This window comes from Kribbella sp. NPDC051587 (assembly GCF_044453945.1).
Lineage (GTDB): Bacteria > Actinomycetota > Actinomycetes > Propionibacteriales > Kribbellaceae > Kribbella.
Window position 1 is genome coordinate 89163 of sequence record NZ_JBITDE010000015.1, and the last position, 15522, is coordinate 104684.

The following is a 15522-nucleotide window of genomic DNA, read 5'->3' on the forward strand; positions in this document are numbered from 1 at the left end:
AACAATGGCCCACCAGTGGCGAGGCGTGATCGAGGAATACCGCGACCGGCTTCCGGTCTCGACGGACACTCCCGTGGTCACGCTCGGCGAGGGCGGTACGCCGCTGGTGGCCGCGCAGTGGCTGAGCGAGCAGACCGGGTGTGAGATCTGGCTGAAGGTCGAGGGGAACAACCCGACCGGCTCGTTCAAGGACCGCGGGATGACGGTGGCGATCTCGCTGGCCGCGCAGGCCGGTGACAAGGCGGTCGTCTGCGCGTCGACCGGCAACACCTCGGCCTCGGCCGCGGCGTACGCCGTCCGTGCGGGGATGCTGCCGCTCGTGCTGATCCCGGCCGGCCGGATCGCCAAGGGCAAGCTGGCCCAGGCCGTCGTGCACGGCGCGAAGCTGGTCTCGATCGACGGCAGCTTCGACGACTGCCTGCGGATCGTTCGCGAGCTCGGCAAGCACTACCCGGTCGCCTTGGTGAACTCGGTGAACCCGGTCCGCCTCGAGGGCCAGAAGACCGCGGCGTTCGAGGTCTGCGACGCGCTCGGCGACGCCCCAGACCTGCATCTGCTGCCGGTGGGCAACGCGGGCAACATCGCGGCCTACTGGAAGGGTTACCAGGAGTACGCGAAGGACAAGCTGGCCACGAAGAAGCCGCAGATGTGGGGTTTCCAGGCCGAGGGCGCGGCGCCGATCGTGCGCGGCGCGATCGTAGAGAAGCCGGACACCGTGGCAACAGCGATCCGGGTCGGCAACCCGGCGTCCTGGACGCTGGCCGAGGCTGCCCGCGACGAGTCCGGTGGTCGGATCGAGATGCTCACCGACGACCAGATCCTCAAGGCCCAGGGTGAGTTGGCGGCCAACGAGGGTGTCTTCGTCGAGCCTGCCTCTGCGGCCGGGGTGGCTGGTCTGCTGCACGCGAAGGCGCAGGGCTGGCTGCCCGGCGGCTCCACCGTCGTGATCACGGTCACCGGCCACGGCCTCAAGGACATCGACACCGCCCTGGACCACGCTCGCGTTAACGAGAGCCCGGTCACACCCGCGGACACCGACGCGGTCGCACGCGTGGCCGGTCTGGTCTGAGATGGGCGAGAACGGTCGGCCGTGTGACCAGGTTCGGGTTCGGGTCCCGGCGACGAGCGCGAACCTCGGCCCCGGCTTCGACGCCTTCGGCCTCGCCCTGAGCCTGTACGACGAGTTGGTCGTCACCCCGGGCGGTTCCGGGGTGACCGTCCAGGTGACCGGGTGCGGCGCGGACGACGTACCGCTCGACGAGTCCCACCTGGTCGTCCGGTCGATCCGGGCCGGGCTCGAAGCACTCGGCGTACCGGTGCCCGGGTTCACGCTGCGATGCGAGAACCGGATTCCGCACGGCCGCGGGCTGGGGTCGTCGTCCGCGGCGATCGTCGGCGGGCTGGCCGCGGCGTTCGGGCTGGCCGGTGAGCCGGTGGATCGGGAGCGGCTGCTCCGCTTGGCCAACGAGATCGAGGGCCATCCGGACAACGTGGCTGCCGCCGTGTACGGCGGATTCACCGTTGCCTGGCTCGATGGTGAGGACGGACGGGCAGTTCGGCTGGACCCTGCGGACAGTCTTGGCGCGGTCGTCTACGTCCCGGCGAACCGCGTGCTGACGAAAGAAGCGCGCGGGTTGCTGCCGGGCGTCGTACCGCATGGTGATGCCGCGGCGAATGCCGGGAAGGCTGCCCTGCTGGTCGTCGCGTTGACGCAGCGGCCCGAGTTGCTGCTGACCGCGACCGAGGACCGGCTGCATCAGGAGTTCCGGGAACCGGCGATGCCGGAGAGCCTGGCGCTGGTGCACAAGCTGCGGGGGAGTGGGCTCGCGGCGACCGTCAGCGGGGCCGGTCCGACGGTCATCGTCCTCGGCGGTACGGCGTGCCCACCGCCTCCGGACGGCTGGGAACGGCACGACCTGCGGATCGATCCAGTCGGCGTACAGGTCTGGTCGATGGAGGCCGGGTGAGGCTAGGAATAGCCGGGAACTGACACGCGTTGTATCCCCTGAGTCAGCCGGACGACCCCTCGGGGTGCTAGTCTCGACTCACCCGATCCCCTCCAGGTGATCGGTGAACTCTCGTCACGATCCGGGCTGTGCTCCCGGCACGCTGTGTTGTGTGGCGACCCCCCTGTGAACGTGATCTTGCGCCGCCTGCGCCGGGGATGTCCGGGGGGACTCAGATCAGAGCGAGAGTCTCTTGAACCCCACGTGCCACTTCGTTCGGCCGTGGGCGCTGAAACGGTCGATGGTGCTGTCGCACCTCGACGATCCGTGTGGGAAGGACCTCACGTGACAGAAACTGTTGAAGCCGCCAGCTCCGACGCCGGTACGACGCGTCGGCGCAAGGCTGGTGGCGGCCTCGAAGGCATGCTGCTCCCCGAGCTCAAGCAGCTCGCCGGGACGCTCGGCATCAAGGGCACCGGCGCACTGCGCAAGGGCCAGCTGATCGAGGCGATCAAGGCCGCCCAGCCGGGCGGCTCCGCGGGTGGTTCCACCGGCGGATCCCGGGCGAAGGCTACCCAGCCGACCCTGGACGAGGCGTCCGAGGCGCCTGCGGCGAAGGCCCCGGTGAAGCGTGAGGGCGGCAGCCGTCGCTCCCGTGCCGCCGCTGCGGCCACCGCCGAAGAGACTCCGGCGGTCGAGGCGCCGAAGACGGCAGCCCGCCAGCCGGTGCAGGAGGCGGCTCCGGTCGTCGACAGCGCTCCGGCCGAGGCCCCCGCCGTACCGGCTGCCGCGCCGAACGGCGCCGAGCAGTCCACCGAGCGTGAGCAGAACCGCGACGGCCGCGACCGCAACCGCGACGGCCGCAACCGCGAGAACCGCGACGGCAACCGGGACAACCAGGGCCGCGAGAACCAGGCCCGGGAGAACCAGAACCGGGACGGCAACCGCGAGAACGGCCGCGAGCGGACCAACGACCGCGACCGCAACAACCAGAACCGCGACGGCAACCGGGACAACCAGTCCCGCGAGCAGAACCGTGAGTCCGGCCGCGACAACCGGCAGCAGGACCAGGCCGGCGAGGAGGGCGACGGCCGTCGCCGCCGTCGCCGCGGCCGCGACCGGGACCGCAACCGCGACGGCCAGCCGGTCACGTCCGGGCGCGACTCGGGCCGTGACACCGGGCGCGACTCGACCCGCAACCGTGGTCGTGGCGAGCGGTTCGACCCGGAGCCGACGATCAGCGAGGACGACGTGCTCGTCCCGGCCGCCGGCATCCTCGACGTGCTGGACAACTACGCCTTCGTCCGGACCAGCGGCTACCTGCCCGGCCCGAACGACGTGTACGTCGCGCTGTCGATGGTCAAGCGCTACGGCCTGCGCAAGGGTGACGCGATCACCGGTGCGGTGAAGCAGCCGCAGGAGGGTGAGCGCAAGGAGAAGTTCAACCCGCTGGTCCGGATCGACACCGTGAACGGGTCGGACCCGGAGGTCGCCAAGCAGCGGCAGGACTTCAACAAGCTCACCCCGCTGTACGCGACCGAGCGGCTCCGCCTGGAGACCGAGCCGGGCGTGCTCACGACCCGGATCGTCGACATCGTCAGCCCGATCGGCAAGGGCCAGCGCGGCCTGATCGTCTCGCCGCCCAAGGCCGGTAAGACGATGGTGCTGCAGGCGCTGGCGAACGCGATCACCACGAACAACCCTGAGGTTCACCTCATGGTCGTGCTCGTCGACGAGCGGCCCGAAGAGGTCACCGACATGCAGCGCACGGTCAAGGGTGAGGTCATCGCCTCCACCTTCGACCGCCCGGCCGACGACCACACCACGGTCGCCGAGCTCGCCATCGAGCGCGCCAAGCGGCTGGTCGAGCTCGGCCACGACGTGGTCGTGCTGCTCGACTCGATCACCCGGCTCGGCCGCGCGTACAACATCGCGGCCCCGGCCAGCGGCCGGATCCTGTCCGGTGGCGTCGACTCCTCGGCGCTCTACCCGCCGAAGCGGTTCTTCGGCGCGGCGCGCAACATCGAGGACGGCGGCTCGCTGACCATCCTCGCCACCGCGCTGATCGAGACCGGCTCGAAGATGGACGAGGTGATCTTCGAGGAGTTCAAGGGCACCGGCAACATGGAGCTCCGGCTGCGCCGCGAGTTCGCCGACCGGCGGATCTTCCCGGCCATCGACGTCGTCGCCTCCGGCACCCGCCGCGAGGAGCTGCTGATGTCGAAGGAGGAGACCCAGGTCGTCTGGAAGCTCCGCCGGGTGCTGTCCGCGCTCGACGGCCAGGCCGCCCTGGAGCTGCTGATCGGCAAGCTCAAGGAGAGCAAGTCGAACATCGAGTTCCTGATGCAGGTCAACAAGACCACCCCGTCCACGGGGAGCACGCACAGCACCACCAACGGCGACTGATTTTTGCCCCGATTACCGGTTTGCCGCCTCCGGGTGGCAAACTGGTTCGTCGGTTCCGGTTCACGTTCACGCCGTGGACGACCCGGAGCACCTGATTCCTAGGAGACTGTCTTGAAGAGCGACATCCACCCGACGTACGTGGACACCACGGTGACCTGCACCTGTGGCGCATCGTTCACCACGCGCTCCACCGCCGAGAGCGGTTCGATCCGCGCCGACGTGTGCTCGCAGTGCCACCCGTTCTACACCGGCAAGCAGAAGATCCTCGACACCGGTGGTCGGGTCGCGCGCTTCGAGAAGCGCTACGCCAAGAAGTAGTTACGAAACCTCTGGGCGAGGTGTGCCTGCGGAAAACGCAGGCCACCTCGCTTTCGCGTGTTGTGCGGCTTCGCCGCGAGCGGGGGCTTCGCCACCCGCACCCCCTTTGCGCGGGGCTAGTGTTGTTTCGTTGTGAGAGGAGGAGTGCGGCCCATGTTCGAAGCGGTTCAGTCGCTCAAGGCGGAGTACGCCGAGCTGGAACGGCAGATGTCCGACCCGGAGCTGCACTCCGACCAGGCCAACGCCCGGCGGGTCGGGAAGCGGTACGCCGGCCTGGCCCCCGTCGTACGGACGTATGACGAGTGGTTGCAGACCGCGGACGACATCGAGGCGGCCAAGGAGCTCGCGGCCGAGGACCCGGCGTTCGCCGAGGAGGCCGTGAAGCTGTCGGCCCGGCGGCACGAGCTGGCCGAGAAGCTGCAGATGCTGCTGGTGCCGCGCGATCCGAGCGACGACAAGGACGCGATCCTCGAGATCAAGGCCGGTGAGGGCGGCGACGAGTCGGCGCTGTTCGCCGGGGACCTGCTGAAGATGTACCTGAAGTACGCCGAGACGCAGAACTGGAAGACCGAGATCATCGACGCGGCCGACTCCGACCTGGGCGGGTACAAGTCGATCACGGTCGCCGTGAAGGCGAAGGGCACGCCGGAGCCGGGCGAAGCGCCGTACGCGAAGCTGAAGTTCGAAGGCGGCGTGCACCGCGTGCAGCGGGTGCCGGTGACCGAGTCGCAGGGCCGGATCCACACGTCCGCGGCCGGTGTCCTGGTGCTGCCCGAGGCCGAGGACGTCGACGTCGAGATCGACCAGAACGACCTGCGGATCGATGTGTTCCGCTCGTCCGGTCCTGGTGGGCAGAGCGTGAACACGACCGACTCCGCCGTCCGGATCACGCACTTGCCGACCGGCATCGTGGTATCGATGCAGAACGAGAAGTCCCAGCTGCAGAACCGCGAGCAGGCGATGCGCGTACTGCGCTCCCGGCTGCTGGCCGCGGCGCAGGAGGCTGCCGACCAGGAGGCGTCCGACGCCCGCCGGCTGCAGATCCGGACCGTCGACCGGTCGGAGCGCGTCCGCACCTACAACTTCCCGGAGAACCGGTTCTCCGACCACCGGGTGGGCTACAAGGCGCACAACCTCGACCAGGTGCTGGGCGGCGACCTGGCACCGGTCATCCAGGCGCTGACCGACGCAGACCTGACCGCACGCCTCGAGGCCGTCGACTCCAAGTGAAGGCTCTGATCGCCGAGGCCGCGGACCAGCTCCGCGCGGCCGGGGTCGCGTCGCCCGAATACGACGCGGCCGAGCTGCTCGCCTTCGTCACCGGCTCCACTCGCCTGCATCTCCGAGAGCCTTCTGAGGCCGAGCGTCGTACGTACGCCGAGCTGGTGGCTCGGCGGGCCGCTCGCGAACCGCTCCAGCACCTCACCGGTACGGCGGCCTTCCGCTACCGCGAGCTGGTCGTGGGGCCTGGCGTCTTCGTCCCGCGGCCCGAGACCGAGGTGATGGTCGGCTGGATCCTGGACCGGATCGCCGACGTGAAGTCCCCGCTGGTGGTCGACCTCTGCTCAGGCTCTGGCGCGATCGCCGGTGCCGTGGCGACCGAGCGCCCGGACGCCGTCGTACATGCCGTAGAGCTGTCTGCGGAGGCCTGCATGTGGGCACGCCGCAACCTGGCCGGTACCGGCGCCACGCTCCACGAGGGCGACATCGACGGCTGCCTGCCTGAGCTGGACGGTCTGGTGGACGCGGTTATCAGCAATCCGCCGTACATCCCGCTGACGGCCTGGGAGTCGGTCACCGCGGAGGTCCGCGACCACGACCCGGCGCTGGCGCTCTGGTCGGGTGACGACGGTCTGGACGAGATCAAGGTGGTCGGCGTGACGGCGGCCCGGCTCCTGAAGCCCGGCGGCTGGTTCGCGTGTGAGCACGCCGACGTCCAGGGCGAATCCGCTCCTGCCGTCTTCGCCGCGACCGGAAACTTCACCGAGGTCCGCGACCAGCTGGACCTGGCCGGCCGCAACAGATTCGCGACCGGCCGCAGGGTCTAGAGGGGCGTTGGCTAGATCAGGGCGTTCGATCCGAACGCCGCTGCTGCGAGTACCAGCAGGACCCCCGCGAGCACCAGCTCGGCGCGAGATCCCTTCACCATCCAGAAAGCCCGGAACCGGTCGACGGCGTCGTACAAACCACTGGTCATCACACACTGCTTTCGCACTGGGGCGGTGGGCGACTGTCTTGCACCCGCAGAGGCATGTAACCCCTCGTTGTTCGCGCTAAACCTCCTCGATCCAGCACGACACCGGAAAGTGATCCGCGCCACGCAGGGCGGAGACCTCGACGGTGGTGACCGGTACGTCGGAACCGGCGAAGATGCGGTCGATCGACCGCCCGTCGGGCGTGGTCGCCGGCGGCGGATCCGGGAACGTGTCGACCAGCCCGAGCGGAGCGAGCAGCTCACCCGGGTTCCGCATGTTGAGATCACCGCCGAGCACGAGACGCCGTACGCCGCGCTTGTCGAGCTCCTGCTTGAGGTACGCCGCCGTCGCGCGCCCGAACTCCAGCCCGGCGCCCTCGGTGTAGCTGTACGGCGTGCCTGCCTCGTCCCGCGCCATGTGGACCGGGCAGAGCTGGCCGCCGACGAGGTCGAGCCCACCGGTGCGGACGGCGAGGAACCCCTTCGGATGCGGTTCCAGCAGCTCGCCGGTCTTCCAGTGCAGGAAGGGGAACGGTGGGTTCGGGAGGTCGATCCGGCCGAGGTCGGTCAGCGGGTACGCCGACGCGATGCCGACGCCCAGCCGTCGTACGCCGGGGATGTGGGCGGGGGAGAAGGCGTGCTTGAGGCGGTAGGGGAGTTCGGGGGTGAGGCGGTCCAGTTGGTCGCCGTCGGGGTCCAGTTCGGTGATGACGACCACATCGGGGCGTTGGGCGGCCAGCGTCCGCGCGAAGTCGGCGGTGCGGTCGGCGTCGACGTACCGGCCGGTGGCGTCCACGAAGCGGCCGCCGGCGACGTTGGCGAGGCTCAGCCTTGTGATCACGGTCGAAAGTCTCGCTCTCGGCGGGGTCTTGGCGCAGGATGGCGCGGGATCGTGTTCGGTTCGTCGCCCACTGCCGGTAGCCCGCCGGCAGTCGGACCGGGCGTGAGTGAGGAGCGAATCACCGATGTCCGTCCTGTCCAAACTGGGGGTTGTGGCCGCGACGGTCGCGTTGGCGATCAGTACGCCGCTGTTGGCTCCGGCGCAGGCTGCGCCACCTGGTCCGAAACCGAAGACCGAGGCTGAGCTGTGTGCGGGGATGCAGCGGCTGGTGCTGTCCGGCACCGACCAGTGCACGCGCGGGCCTGAGGTGCTGCCTAACGCCGATCTGAGCGAGAAGGCGCAGCCGCTGCCCAAGGCGGTTGCTGACGCCACTATGGCTGCCAACGCGATCGTCTGTGACGGTAACGGCGTTGCTGGCAAGCGAGTGCAGGTCCTGTACGCACGGGAGTCGCAGCAGGCGAGCCGGTTGCAGCTGTTCCTGCCGTCGTTCCGTGCGTGGTCTCACGAGATCGACGCGGCCTACAACGACAGTGCGTTCCAGACTGGCGCCAGCCGGCACGTGCGGTTCGTCACCGACGCGGTGTCGGGCGGCTGCCAGATCAACGTCAAGGAAGCCGTCGTACCGACCGGTGGCCTCGAGACCTGGGACTCGATGGTCACCGCCCTGCAGAACCTGGGCTACAAGGACAGCACCCGCAAGTACCTGGTGTACGCCGACGCCCAGAAGGTGTGCGGCGTCGGGACCCTGTACGGCGACGACCGGCCGGGCCTGGACAACGCGAACAACAACAACACCGGCTACGCCCGCGTGGACGCGTCAGCGAACTGCTGGGGCTTCAACGCGGCTGCCCACGAGCTCGGCCACAACCTGGGCGCCGTACAGTCGTCTGCCCCGCACTACAACGGGCACTGCAACGACGAGTACGACCTGATGTGTTACGGCTCGGATACCCGCGTGGTGTGTGCCGACAAGGACAACGACCGGCTGCTGGACTGCAACAAGGACGACTACTTCAACACCAACCCGCCGGCCGGCAGCTACCTTGCCACGCACTGGAACCTCGCCAACAGCGACTGGCTGATCAAGAGCGCCACTCCGGACCCGCGACCCGGCCCACGCCACGGACAGGCCTACGAGTTCGTCAGCCCGTCCACTGGCGAGGCGATCGACATCGTGAACGGTTCCGTGGACAACCTGGCCTACCTGAGCCACCGGCCGCGCAGCGGAGCGACCAGCCAGCAGTGGCGGTTCCTCTACGAGACCGGCTGGCAGCTGCAGAACGTCAACAGCGGCAAGTGTGCAGACAGTGCCTTCAGCGGTACGACGCCGGGCACGAAGGTGCTGCAGTACTCGTGCAACGGCCAGGACGGCATGCGCTGGACGCTGTACCCACTCGGTGGTGACGTCTACAGCATCATCAACACACTGAGCGGTCTGGCCATGACAGACGCGGGTCCGCACCCGGCCGCGCTTGAGCAGCAGCCGTTCACCGGTGCGGCCTCGCAGCAGTTCCAGCTCAGGCCGGTGAACCTGCCCAACGGCACGTACCACGTCCGCAGTGAGCTCGGTAAGGACCTGGACGTCATCAACTGCACCGGTACCGACATCCGGATGTGGGACCGCGTGGCCGGCAGCCCCTGCCAGCGCTGGCAGGTCACAGCAGTCAACGGCAACATCTACAAGATCATCGACAGCAACACCGGCAACGCGGTCGAGGTCAGTGGCTGTGTGACCACGGATGCCAAGCCTGTGCAGCTCGCACCCAGCTCCGCCAACACCTGTCAGCAGTGGCGACTCAGCGCGCTCTCCAACGGTGCCTGGCAGGTCCTGGGCGTCGGCAGCGGCAAGTCACTCGACGTTGCGGGCTGCAGCCCGGCAGCAGGCGCCGACGTGATCATCTGGCCGTTCCACGGCGGCGCCTGCCAGCGCTGGTACTTCGACCCGGCCTAACCGTTCGAAGCGACGTACGCGTCGATCTCCGCCGTCAGAGTGTCCTTCACCGAGTCCTCGGCGAAGGACACCTGTACGGCGGTCTTGGCGAGCTCGCCGACCCCTGCGCTGTCCAAGCCGAGCAGGTCCGCCGCGACGGCGTACTCGTTGGTGAGGGTGGTGCCGAACATCGGCGGGTCGTCGGAGTTGATCGTGACGACCAGTCCGGCCTCGACCATCGCCTTGATCGGGTGCACGTCGTACGACGCGACCGCCTGCGTGGCGAGGTTGGAGGTCGGGCTCACCTCGAGCGGGATCCGGTGCTCACCCAGGTAGTCGACCAGGGCCGGGTCCTGGGTGGCCGACGTACCGTGGCCGATCCGCTCGGCCCGCAGTACCCGCAGGGCGTCCCAGATCGTCTCCGGGCCGGTCGTCTCACCCGCGTGCGGCAGGCTGTGCAGCCCGGCGGCGATGGCCTGGTCGAAGTACGGCTTGAACTGCGGCCGCGGTACGCCGATCTCCGGGCCACCGAGGCCGAAGCCGATCAACCCGTCCGGCCGGACCTTGGTCGCGATCCGCAGCGTCTCCTCGGCCGCCGGCAGCCCCGACTCACCGGGGATGTCGAAGATCCAGCGCAGGGTGACGCCGAGCTCCTTCTCCGCCGCGGTCCGGGCGTCCTCGATCGCCTCGCAGAACGCCTCGGCGGCCATCCCGCGCTTCACCGACGAGTACGGCGTGACGGTGAGCTCGGAGTACCGGATGTTCTGGCCGGCCATCTCACGGGCGATCTCGTAGGTCAGCAGCCGGACGTCTTCCGGCGTCGTGATCAGGTCCACGACGGACAGGTAGATCTCGATGAAGTGCGCGAAGTCGGTGAAGCGGAAGTAGCCGACCAGCGCGGCCGCATCGGCCGGGACCGGCGATCCGGGATGCCGGGCGGCGAGCTCGGCGACGATCCGCGGCGAGGCGGAACCGACGTGGTGGACATGCAGTTCGGCCTTCGGCAGCCCTTCGAGGAACTCACGCGTCACAGTCATGCCGGGGATCCTAGGGAGTTTGGGCCGGGCTCGCTGGAAACTTGACATTTTGCTGTCAGGTTTGCCTGCGATGTGGGCCGGTTTAGGCGGACAGGTGCGTGAGTGGCACGATTCGGTGCGTGAGTGAGCGCTTCGATTTCACGGGTGACGAACTGGCCCCGGCGTACCGCGCGGCCGTGGATGCCATCGAGGCCGGCGACCTGGTCGTCCTGCCGACCGACACCGTCTACGGCCTGGCCGCGGACGCCTTCAAATCCGACGCCGTCCAGCGCCTGCTGGACGCCAAGGGCCGCGGCCGCGACATGCCGCCGCCGGTGCTGATCTCGGTGGTCGAGTCGCTGGACGCGCTCGCCACCGACGTCCCCGACGCGGGCCGCAAGCTGTGCGAGAAGTTCTGGCCCGGCCCGCTGACCGTGATCTGCCACGCGCAGGGCTCGCTGATGTGGGACCTGGGCGAGACCCAGGGCACCGTCGCGCTCCGCGTCCCGGACCACGAGAACACCCGCGAACTGCTGTCGCGCACCGGCCCGCTGGCGGTCAGCTCCGCCAACAAGAGCGGCCAGCCCGCGGCCCTCGACGTCTACGACGCCGAGGAGCAGCTGGCCGACTCGGTCGCCGTCTACCTCGACGGCGGCGAAGTCAGCGGCGGCCAGCCCTCCACCATCGTCGACATCACCACCGACGTCCCGCGCGTAGTCCGCCTAGGAGCCCTCTCCCTGGCCCAACTCCGCGAAGTAGTCCCCGAAATCACCGCCGAAGACACCCCCGCCGACAAGGCGCCCGTCGACGCCACGGGGGAGGGAGCGCCCACCGACCTCGCAGACAACCCGGCCGACCCCACGCCGACGGACTCTGCCCTCCCCACCGACACCCCGACCGCATCCGCCACCTCCGACGACACGCCGGTGGAGCCAGCGGACGGGAAGCCGACCGGAGCGGTTGCTGGTGAGGCGGCGGACGAGGCTCCGGCGGTCGAAGCATCCGCCGTACCGGCCGTGGACGAGAAGCCGGTGGACGAGGCGCCCGTCGTACCGGCTGTGGACGAGACGCCGGTGGGGGAGGGGACGCCTGCCGAGCCTGTCGCCAATGAGGGACCGGTGGAGCCAGCGGACGGGAAGCCGACCGGAGCGGTTGCTGGTGCGAAGCCGGTTGACGAGACTCCGGCGGTCGACACATCCGCCGTACCGGCCGTGGACGAGAGGCTCACGGACGAGGCGCTCGGCGTACCGGCTGGGGACGAGAAGCCAACCGAAACGGTGGCCGGGGCGTCCAAGCAGGACGAGAAGAAGCCTGCCGATCCTGATGTGAGGCCTGCGGACTAGTGCGCGAGTACCTGCTGGTCCTGTTCGTGGCGATGGCCACGACCTTCCTGCTGACCGGCGTGGCCCGGAAGATCGCGCTGCGGTACGGCGCGGTGGCCAAGGTCCGGGCCCGTGACGTCCACAAGGTCCCGATCCCGTACTTCGGCGGTGTCTCCATCCTCGGCGGCCTGATCGCCGCCTTCGCGGTCGCCTCCAGCCTCCCGTTCCTCGGCGACAGCCTGCAGGTCGCGCACGACGGCCGCGCGATCCTGATCGGCGGTGCGGTCATCTGCGCCGTCGGCGTGATCGACGACCTCTACGAACTCGACGCGATCACCAAACTCGCCGGCGAGGTCCTCGCCGTCGGCGTGATGGTTGTCCAGGGCATCCAGTTGTACTGGCTCCCGCTCCCGGGCGGCGTCGTCTCCCCGTCGGCCGCCCTGCTCGCCGTCCTGACCGCGGGCATCCTGCTCGTCTCCTGCAACGCGGTGAACTTCGTCGACGGCCTCGACGGCCTGGCCGCGGGCGTCACCGCGATCGGCGCGCTCGCGTTCTTCACCTACTCCTACCTGCTGAACGTCGAGCAGGACCTCGACCGCGCCACCACCTCGACCCTGATCACAGTCGCCCTGGCCGGCGCCTGCCTCGGCTTCCTGCCGCACAACTTCTTCCCCGCAAGGGTTTTCATGGGTGACTCCGGCGCCCTCCTGATCGGTTTGATGCTGGCGGCATCGACCATCAGCCTCACCGGCCAGATGGACCCGTACGCCGTCCCCTACGAGGTCGGCGGCTCCAGCCTCCTCCCCGCACTCCTCCCACTGGTCCTCCCGATAGCGGTCCTCGCCATCCCCGCCCTCGACCTCACGATGGCCTACGTCCGCCGTACCAAAGCCGGCCGCTCACCCTTCGCCGCCGACAAGCTCCACCTCCACCACCGCCTCATGCAACGCGGCCACTCCCACCGCCGAGCCGTCCTCCTCATGTACCTCTGGACCACCCTCATCGCCTTCGGCGTAGTAGTCCTCGGCCTGGTCCTCACCTGGTGGACCGCCCTCATCGTCCTCACCATCGCCGTCATCGCCGTACTCCTCACCACCGGCCTCCCCCGCCGCCGCGCCGCCAAGCCCCTCGCCAAGGTCTGATCACTGCCAGTTGTGGCAATCGCACGCGTTGTACGGGTTTGTACCTGTCTGGTTCATGCGTTCGCTTGACAGGGTCGTGCCGTTCCCTCCAACGGAAAGGTGAGACTCATGAAGCGAGTACTGGTACGGGCGGTCGCGGCGGCGGCGCTTGGTGCGGCGGCGGTCGGGGGTGTGTCGGCGGCAGCCTTCGGTACGGCGGATTCGGCGCAGGCGTGTGGATTCTCGGTGACTCCGCCGGACTCCAACTCACTTGAGGTGTGGGTGAGCGGTTCCCGGCGCGGGTGCACCGACACGGTGCGAATGACCCTCGAACTCAGAAAGAGCGGTGTCCTCGATCGTCCGGTGGCAACGGCGACCAGGACCGGCGTCAATTTCGATCTGACCGCCCGCGGCCGCTGTGCACAGGCCGGCCCTGGCGAATACTACGGCGTACTGAAGACCGGCGCCCGGACAATTCAGGGCCCAAAGCAGCTCGAATGCTGACCTAGCAGCAATTCAATACTGCATCAGTTGCCTGTTCCTGCAATTCTCGGTGCCATTGCACATTGTGGCAATCGTGCGCTTTGTATGAGTTTGTACCTGTCCGGTTCGTGCGCTTTCTTGAAACGATCATTTCGTTCCCATCCAACGAAAGGTGAGTTTCATGAACCGAGTACTGGTACGGGCCATCGCGGCGACAGCCATCGGCGCGGCGGCGGTCGGAGGCGTATCGGTGGCGGCCTCTGCGGCCACGGATTCCGTGCAGGCCTGCGCGAAGTACGTCGCACCCCCGGACTCCCAGGTCAACGGCTATGTCTGGGTCAGTGGTAGCCGGCGTGGATGTACCGACACCCGCAGGCTGAGTGTCGAGCTGTACCGGAGCTACTGGGGTGTCGACCCGCTCATCAAGAACAGCAGTGCCACCGGCGTCAACTTCGAGGTAACGGCGAAGAGCACGTGCTCCGAGGCCGGTGGGCATGGCGAGTTCTACGGCAAGGCCGCCACCTCCGGTGGCGGCGGAACGACGCAGGGAGCCAAGAACAACGAGTGCTGATGCACGCGCTGTTCTGAATGACACCGTACGGCGTCCGGGAGTTGTCCCCTGTCCAATTCCCGGGCGTGGTACGGCCTATTCTCCTGCAATTCCGTCCGGCGGTTCGGCGCGTTGCATGGTGCCGCCAATGACGAAGGATCGATATGTCCCGATTTCGCTTGTCCCGGCTGAGTGTTCCGTTGCTGGTGCTGGCTGTCGCGCTGCCCACCGCGGTGCTCACCGGCCGCAGGATGCTCGATTGGCGCTACGCGACCTGGGCCGAGACGACTCGGCTGATGGCTGCGACGCTGACCGTCGTGCTGCCCGTGGTAACGCTTGCAGTGCTTGTCTACGTCGCGCGCCGAAAGGTGGCGGGGGATTCGCCGGCGCGAGTCGTGCGAACCGCGATGGCAGCCGCGCTGGGCGGATGGCTGCTAGGCCTCGTCCCGCTGCTGAGCTGGTCGCTCCGTACGGCGGGGGACTCGCCTTCCGTGCTTCTCGCGATCGGGCCGGCCGTGTGGGTCGTCGCGATCGCCACGGTGATTGCCGTTGCGGTCCTGTCGTTCCGGCCGGCTGTGGTCCTGGCGATGGCCGGGCTCGGCTGGGTTGTCGTCATCGGCGCGGTGCGGATGGTCGGCGACGATTCCCGCTGGCTCCGGATCCCGCCGTTCGCCGGAATGTCCGAACAACCGTCCGGCCAAGCCGGCTGGAATCCCTGGCTCGCTGTTGTGCGACTGCTGGTCGCCGTGGCGATCGGAGCGGCCGCGCTGGTGTGGCTGCGCGCAGACCGCTCTCGCCGTACGTCGGTTGCCTGGGCACTCGCCGGTGTGGTGGTTGCGGCGCTCGCCGTCCCGGTGCAGGCGGTCGTGGTGGCGACCCCACGGGTTGTTTGTCAGGACGGACGTGTCCAGGTCTGCTTGCTGACTGAGCACGGTCCTGATCTTCCGCAGGTTCACGCTCAGGTCGAGCGGGTAGCCGCTGCGGCCGGAGCTGAGCTCTTTCCCTTCACGCTGGCGAGTGAGGTGGTGGCGAACGGACCGACCTCGATCCAGTTGGCGGTCGGCACCAGCAGCAAAGGCTCGAACACGATGGATGTGGCGGGTCAGTTGGCTGCTTCGATTGCTCGGATCGACCGGTGTGCGCCGGTTGAGGACGGGCCGGCCGATCCGGCGTACCGGCTGGTGGCCTTCTGGTTCGTGGAGCAGGCGGGGGTGCCGGCGGGCGATTTCGTGGTGGATCCGGGGCTCAGTGGCCGGTTGGCGAGCTGGCGGAAGCATCCGGTGGAGACCACGGCGGCGTTGCGGGCACTGAGCGGGCGGCTGGACAGTTGTGGACTGACGATGGAGGCCCTGAAGGACGTTGTCTGAGTCCAGGTGGGGACCAGACCACTGGGGT

The 15522-nt window shown here is 68.7% G+C and carries 15 protein-coding genes; 12 read left to right on the top strand and 3 right to left on the bottom strand.

The annotated features are described in order from the left end of the window. Positions 1-4: 4 nt before the first annotated feature. The 6 genes from thrC (at position 5) to prmC (ending at position 6718) form a co-directional block, all read left to right on the top strand. Entirely contained in the window at positions 5-1069 is a 1065-nt protein-coding gene (gene thrC / locus ACIA49_RS36245) for a threonine synthase (protein ID WP_396382798.1), read from the top strand. A 1-nt stretch (position 1070) separates the two neighbouring features. Continuing rightward, complete coding sequence (thrB, locus tag ACIA49_RS36250) at positions 1071-1967, top strand: homoserine kinase (protein ID WP_396382799.1); 897 nt, start codon at positions 1071-1073, stop codon at positions 1965-1967. A gap of 324 nt (positions 1968-2291) precedes the next feature. Then, on the top strand, positions 2292-4352 hold the full coding sequence (gene rho, locus ACIA49_RS36255; RefSeq protein ID WP_396382800.1) for a transcription termination factor Rho: 2061 nt from the start codon (positions 2292-2294) through the stop codon (positions 4350-4352). Positions 4353-4463: 111 nt separating this feature from the next. Then, on the top strand, positions 4464-4670 hold the full coding sequence (rpmE, locus tag ACIA49_RS36260) for a 50S ribosomal protein L31 (RefSeq protein ID WP_391547781.1): 207 nt from the start codon (positions 4464-4466) through the stop codon (positions 4668-4670). A gap of 153 nt (positions 4671-4823) precedes the next feature. Further along, positions 4824-5900, top strand: a complete 1077-nt coding sequence (gene prfA / locus ACIA49_RS36265) for a peptide chain release factor 1 (protein ID WP_396382801.1) — start codon at positions 4824-4826, stop codon at positions 5898-5900. Beyond that, positions 5897-6718 carry a peptide chain release factor N(5)-glutamine methyltransferase gene (gene prmC, locus ACIA49_RS36270; RefSeq protein WP_396382802.1) on the top strand — a complete coding sequence of 274 codons (822 nt, stop codon included), beginning with the start codon at positions 5897-5899 and terminating at the stop codon, positions 6716-6718. The genes prfA and prmC overlap by 4 nt, the downstream gene beginning before the upstream one ends. Before the next feature lie 11 nt (positions 6719-6729). On the opposite strand, the gene ACIA49_RS36275 is transcribed toward prmC, so the two are convergent. Together ACIA49_RS36275 and ACIA49_RS36280 are read right to left on the bottom strand one after the other, a co-directional pair. Next, positions 6730-6867, bottom strand: a complete 138-nt coding sequence (locus ACIA49_RS36275) for a hypothetical protein (protein WP_396382803.1) — start codon at positions 6865-6867, stop codon at positions 6730-6732. Between the two features lie 76 nt (positions 6868-6943). After that, positions 6944-7705 (bottom strand): endonuclease/exonuclease/phosphatase family protein, encoded by a 762-nt coding sequence (locus ACIA49_RS36280; RefSeq protein WP_396382804.1) that lies wholly within the window; start codon positions 7703-7705, stop codon positions 6944-6946. 124 nt (positions 7706-7829) lie between these two features. On the opposite strand from ACIA49_RS36280, the gene ACIA49_RS36285 reads away from it, so the two are divergent. Beyond that, a complete protein-coding gene (locus ACIA49_RS36285) occupies positions 7830-9656 on the top strand; it encodes an RICIN domain-containing protein (RefSeq protein WP_396382805.1) in 1827 nt (608 codons plus the stop codon). Here ACIA49_RS36285 and ACIA49_RS36290 read toward each other — a convergent pair. After that, positions 9653-10672 (bottom strand): adenosine deaminase, encoded by a 1020-nt coding sequence (locus ACIA49_RS36290; RefSeq protein WP_396382806.1) that lies wholly within the window; start codon positions 10670-10672, stop codon positions 9653-9655. The two genes, ACIA49_RS36285 and ACIA49_RS36290, sit on opposite strands and share 4 nt — an antisense overlap. 119 nt (positions 10673-10791) lie before the next feature. Between ACIA49_RS36290 and ACIA49_RS36295 the strand changes: the two genes are divergently transcribed. From ACIA49_RS36295 to ACIA49_RS36315, 5 genes are all read left to right on the top strand, one after another. Then, on the top strand, positions 10792-11994 hold the full coding sequence (locus ACIA49_RS36295) for an L-threonylcarbamoyladenylate synthase (protein ID WP_396382807.1): 1203 nt from the start codon (positions 10792-10794) through the stop codon (positions 11992-11994). Continuing rightward, positions 11994-13115, top strand: a complete 1122-nt coding sequence (locus ACIA49_RS36300; protein ID WP_396382808.1) for a glycosyltransferase family 4 protein — start codon at positions 11994-11996, stop codon at positions 13113-13115. The genes ACIA49_RS36295 and ACIA49_RS36300 overlap by 1 nt, the downstream gene beginning before the upstream one ends. 108 nt (positions 13116-13223) lie before the next feature. Continuing rightward, positions 13224-13598, top strand: a complete 375-nt coding sequence (locus ACIA49_RS36305) for a hypothetical protein (RefSeq protein WP_396382809.1) — start codon at positions 13224-13226, stop codon at positions 13596-13598. Positions 13599-13758: 160 nt separating this feature from the next. Beyond that, on the top strand, positions 13759-14148 hold the full coding sequence (locus ACIA49_RS36310; RefSeq protein ID WP_396382810.1) for a hypothetical protein: 390 nt from the start codon (positions 13759-13761) through the stop codon (positions 14146-14148). 143 nt (positions 14149-14291) lie between these two features. Beyond that, positions 14292-15494, top strand: coding sequence for a hypothetical protein (locus ACIA49_RS36315; protein WP_396382811.1), 1203 nt, complete (start codon positions 14292-14294; stop codon positions 15492-15494). Positions 15495-15522: the final 28 nt, after the last annotated feature.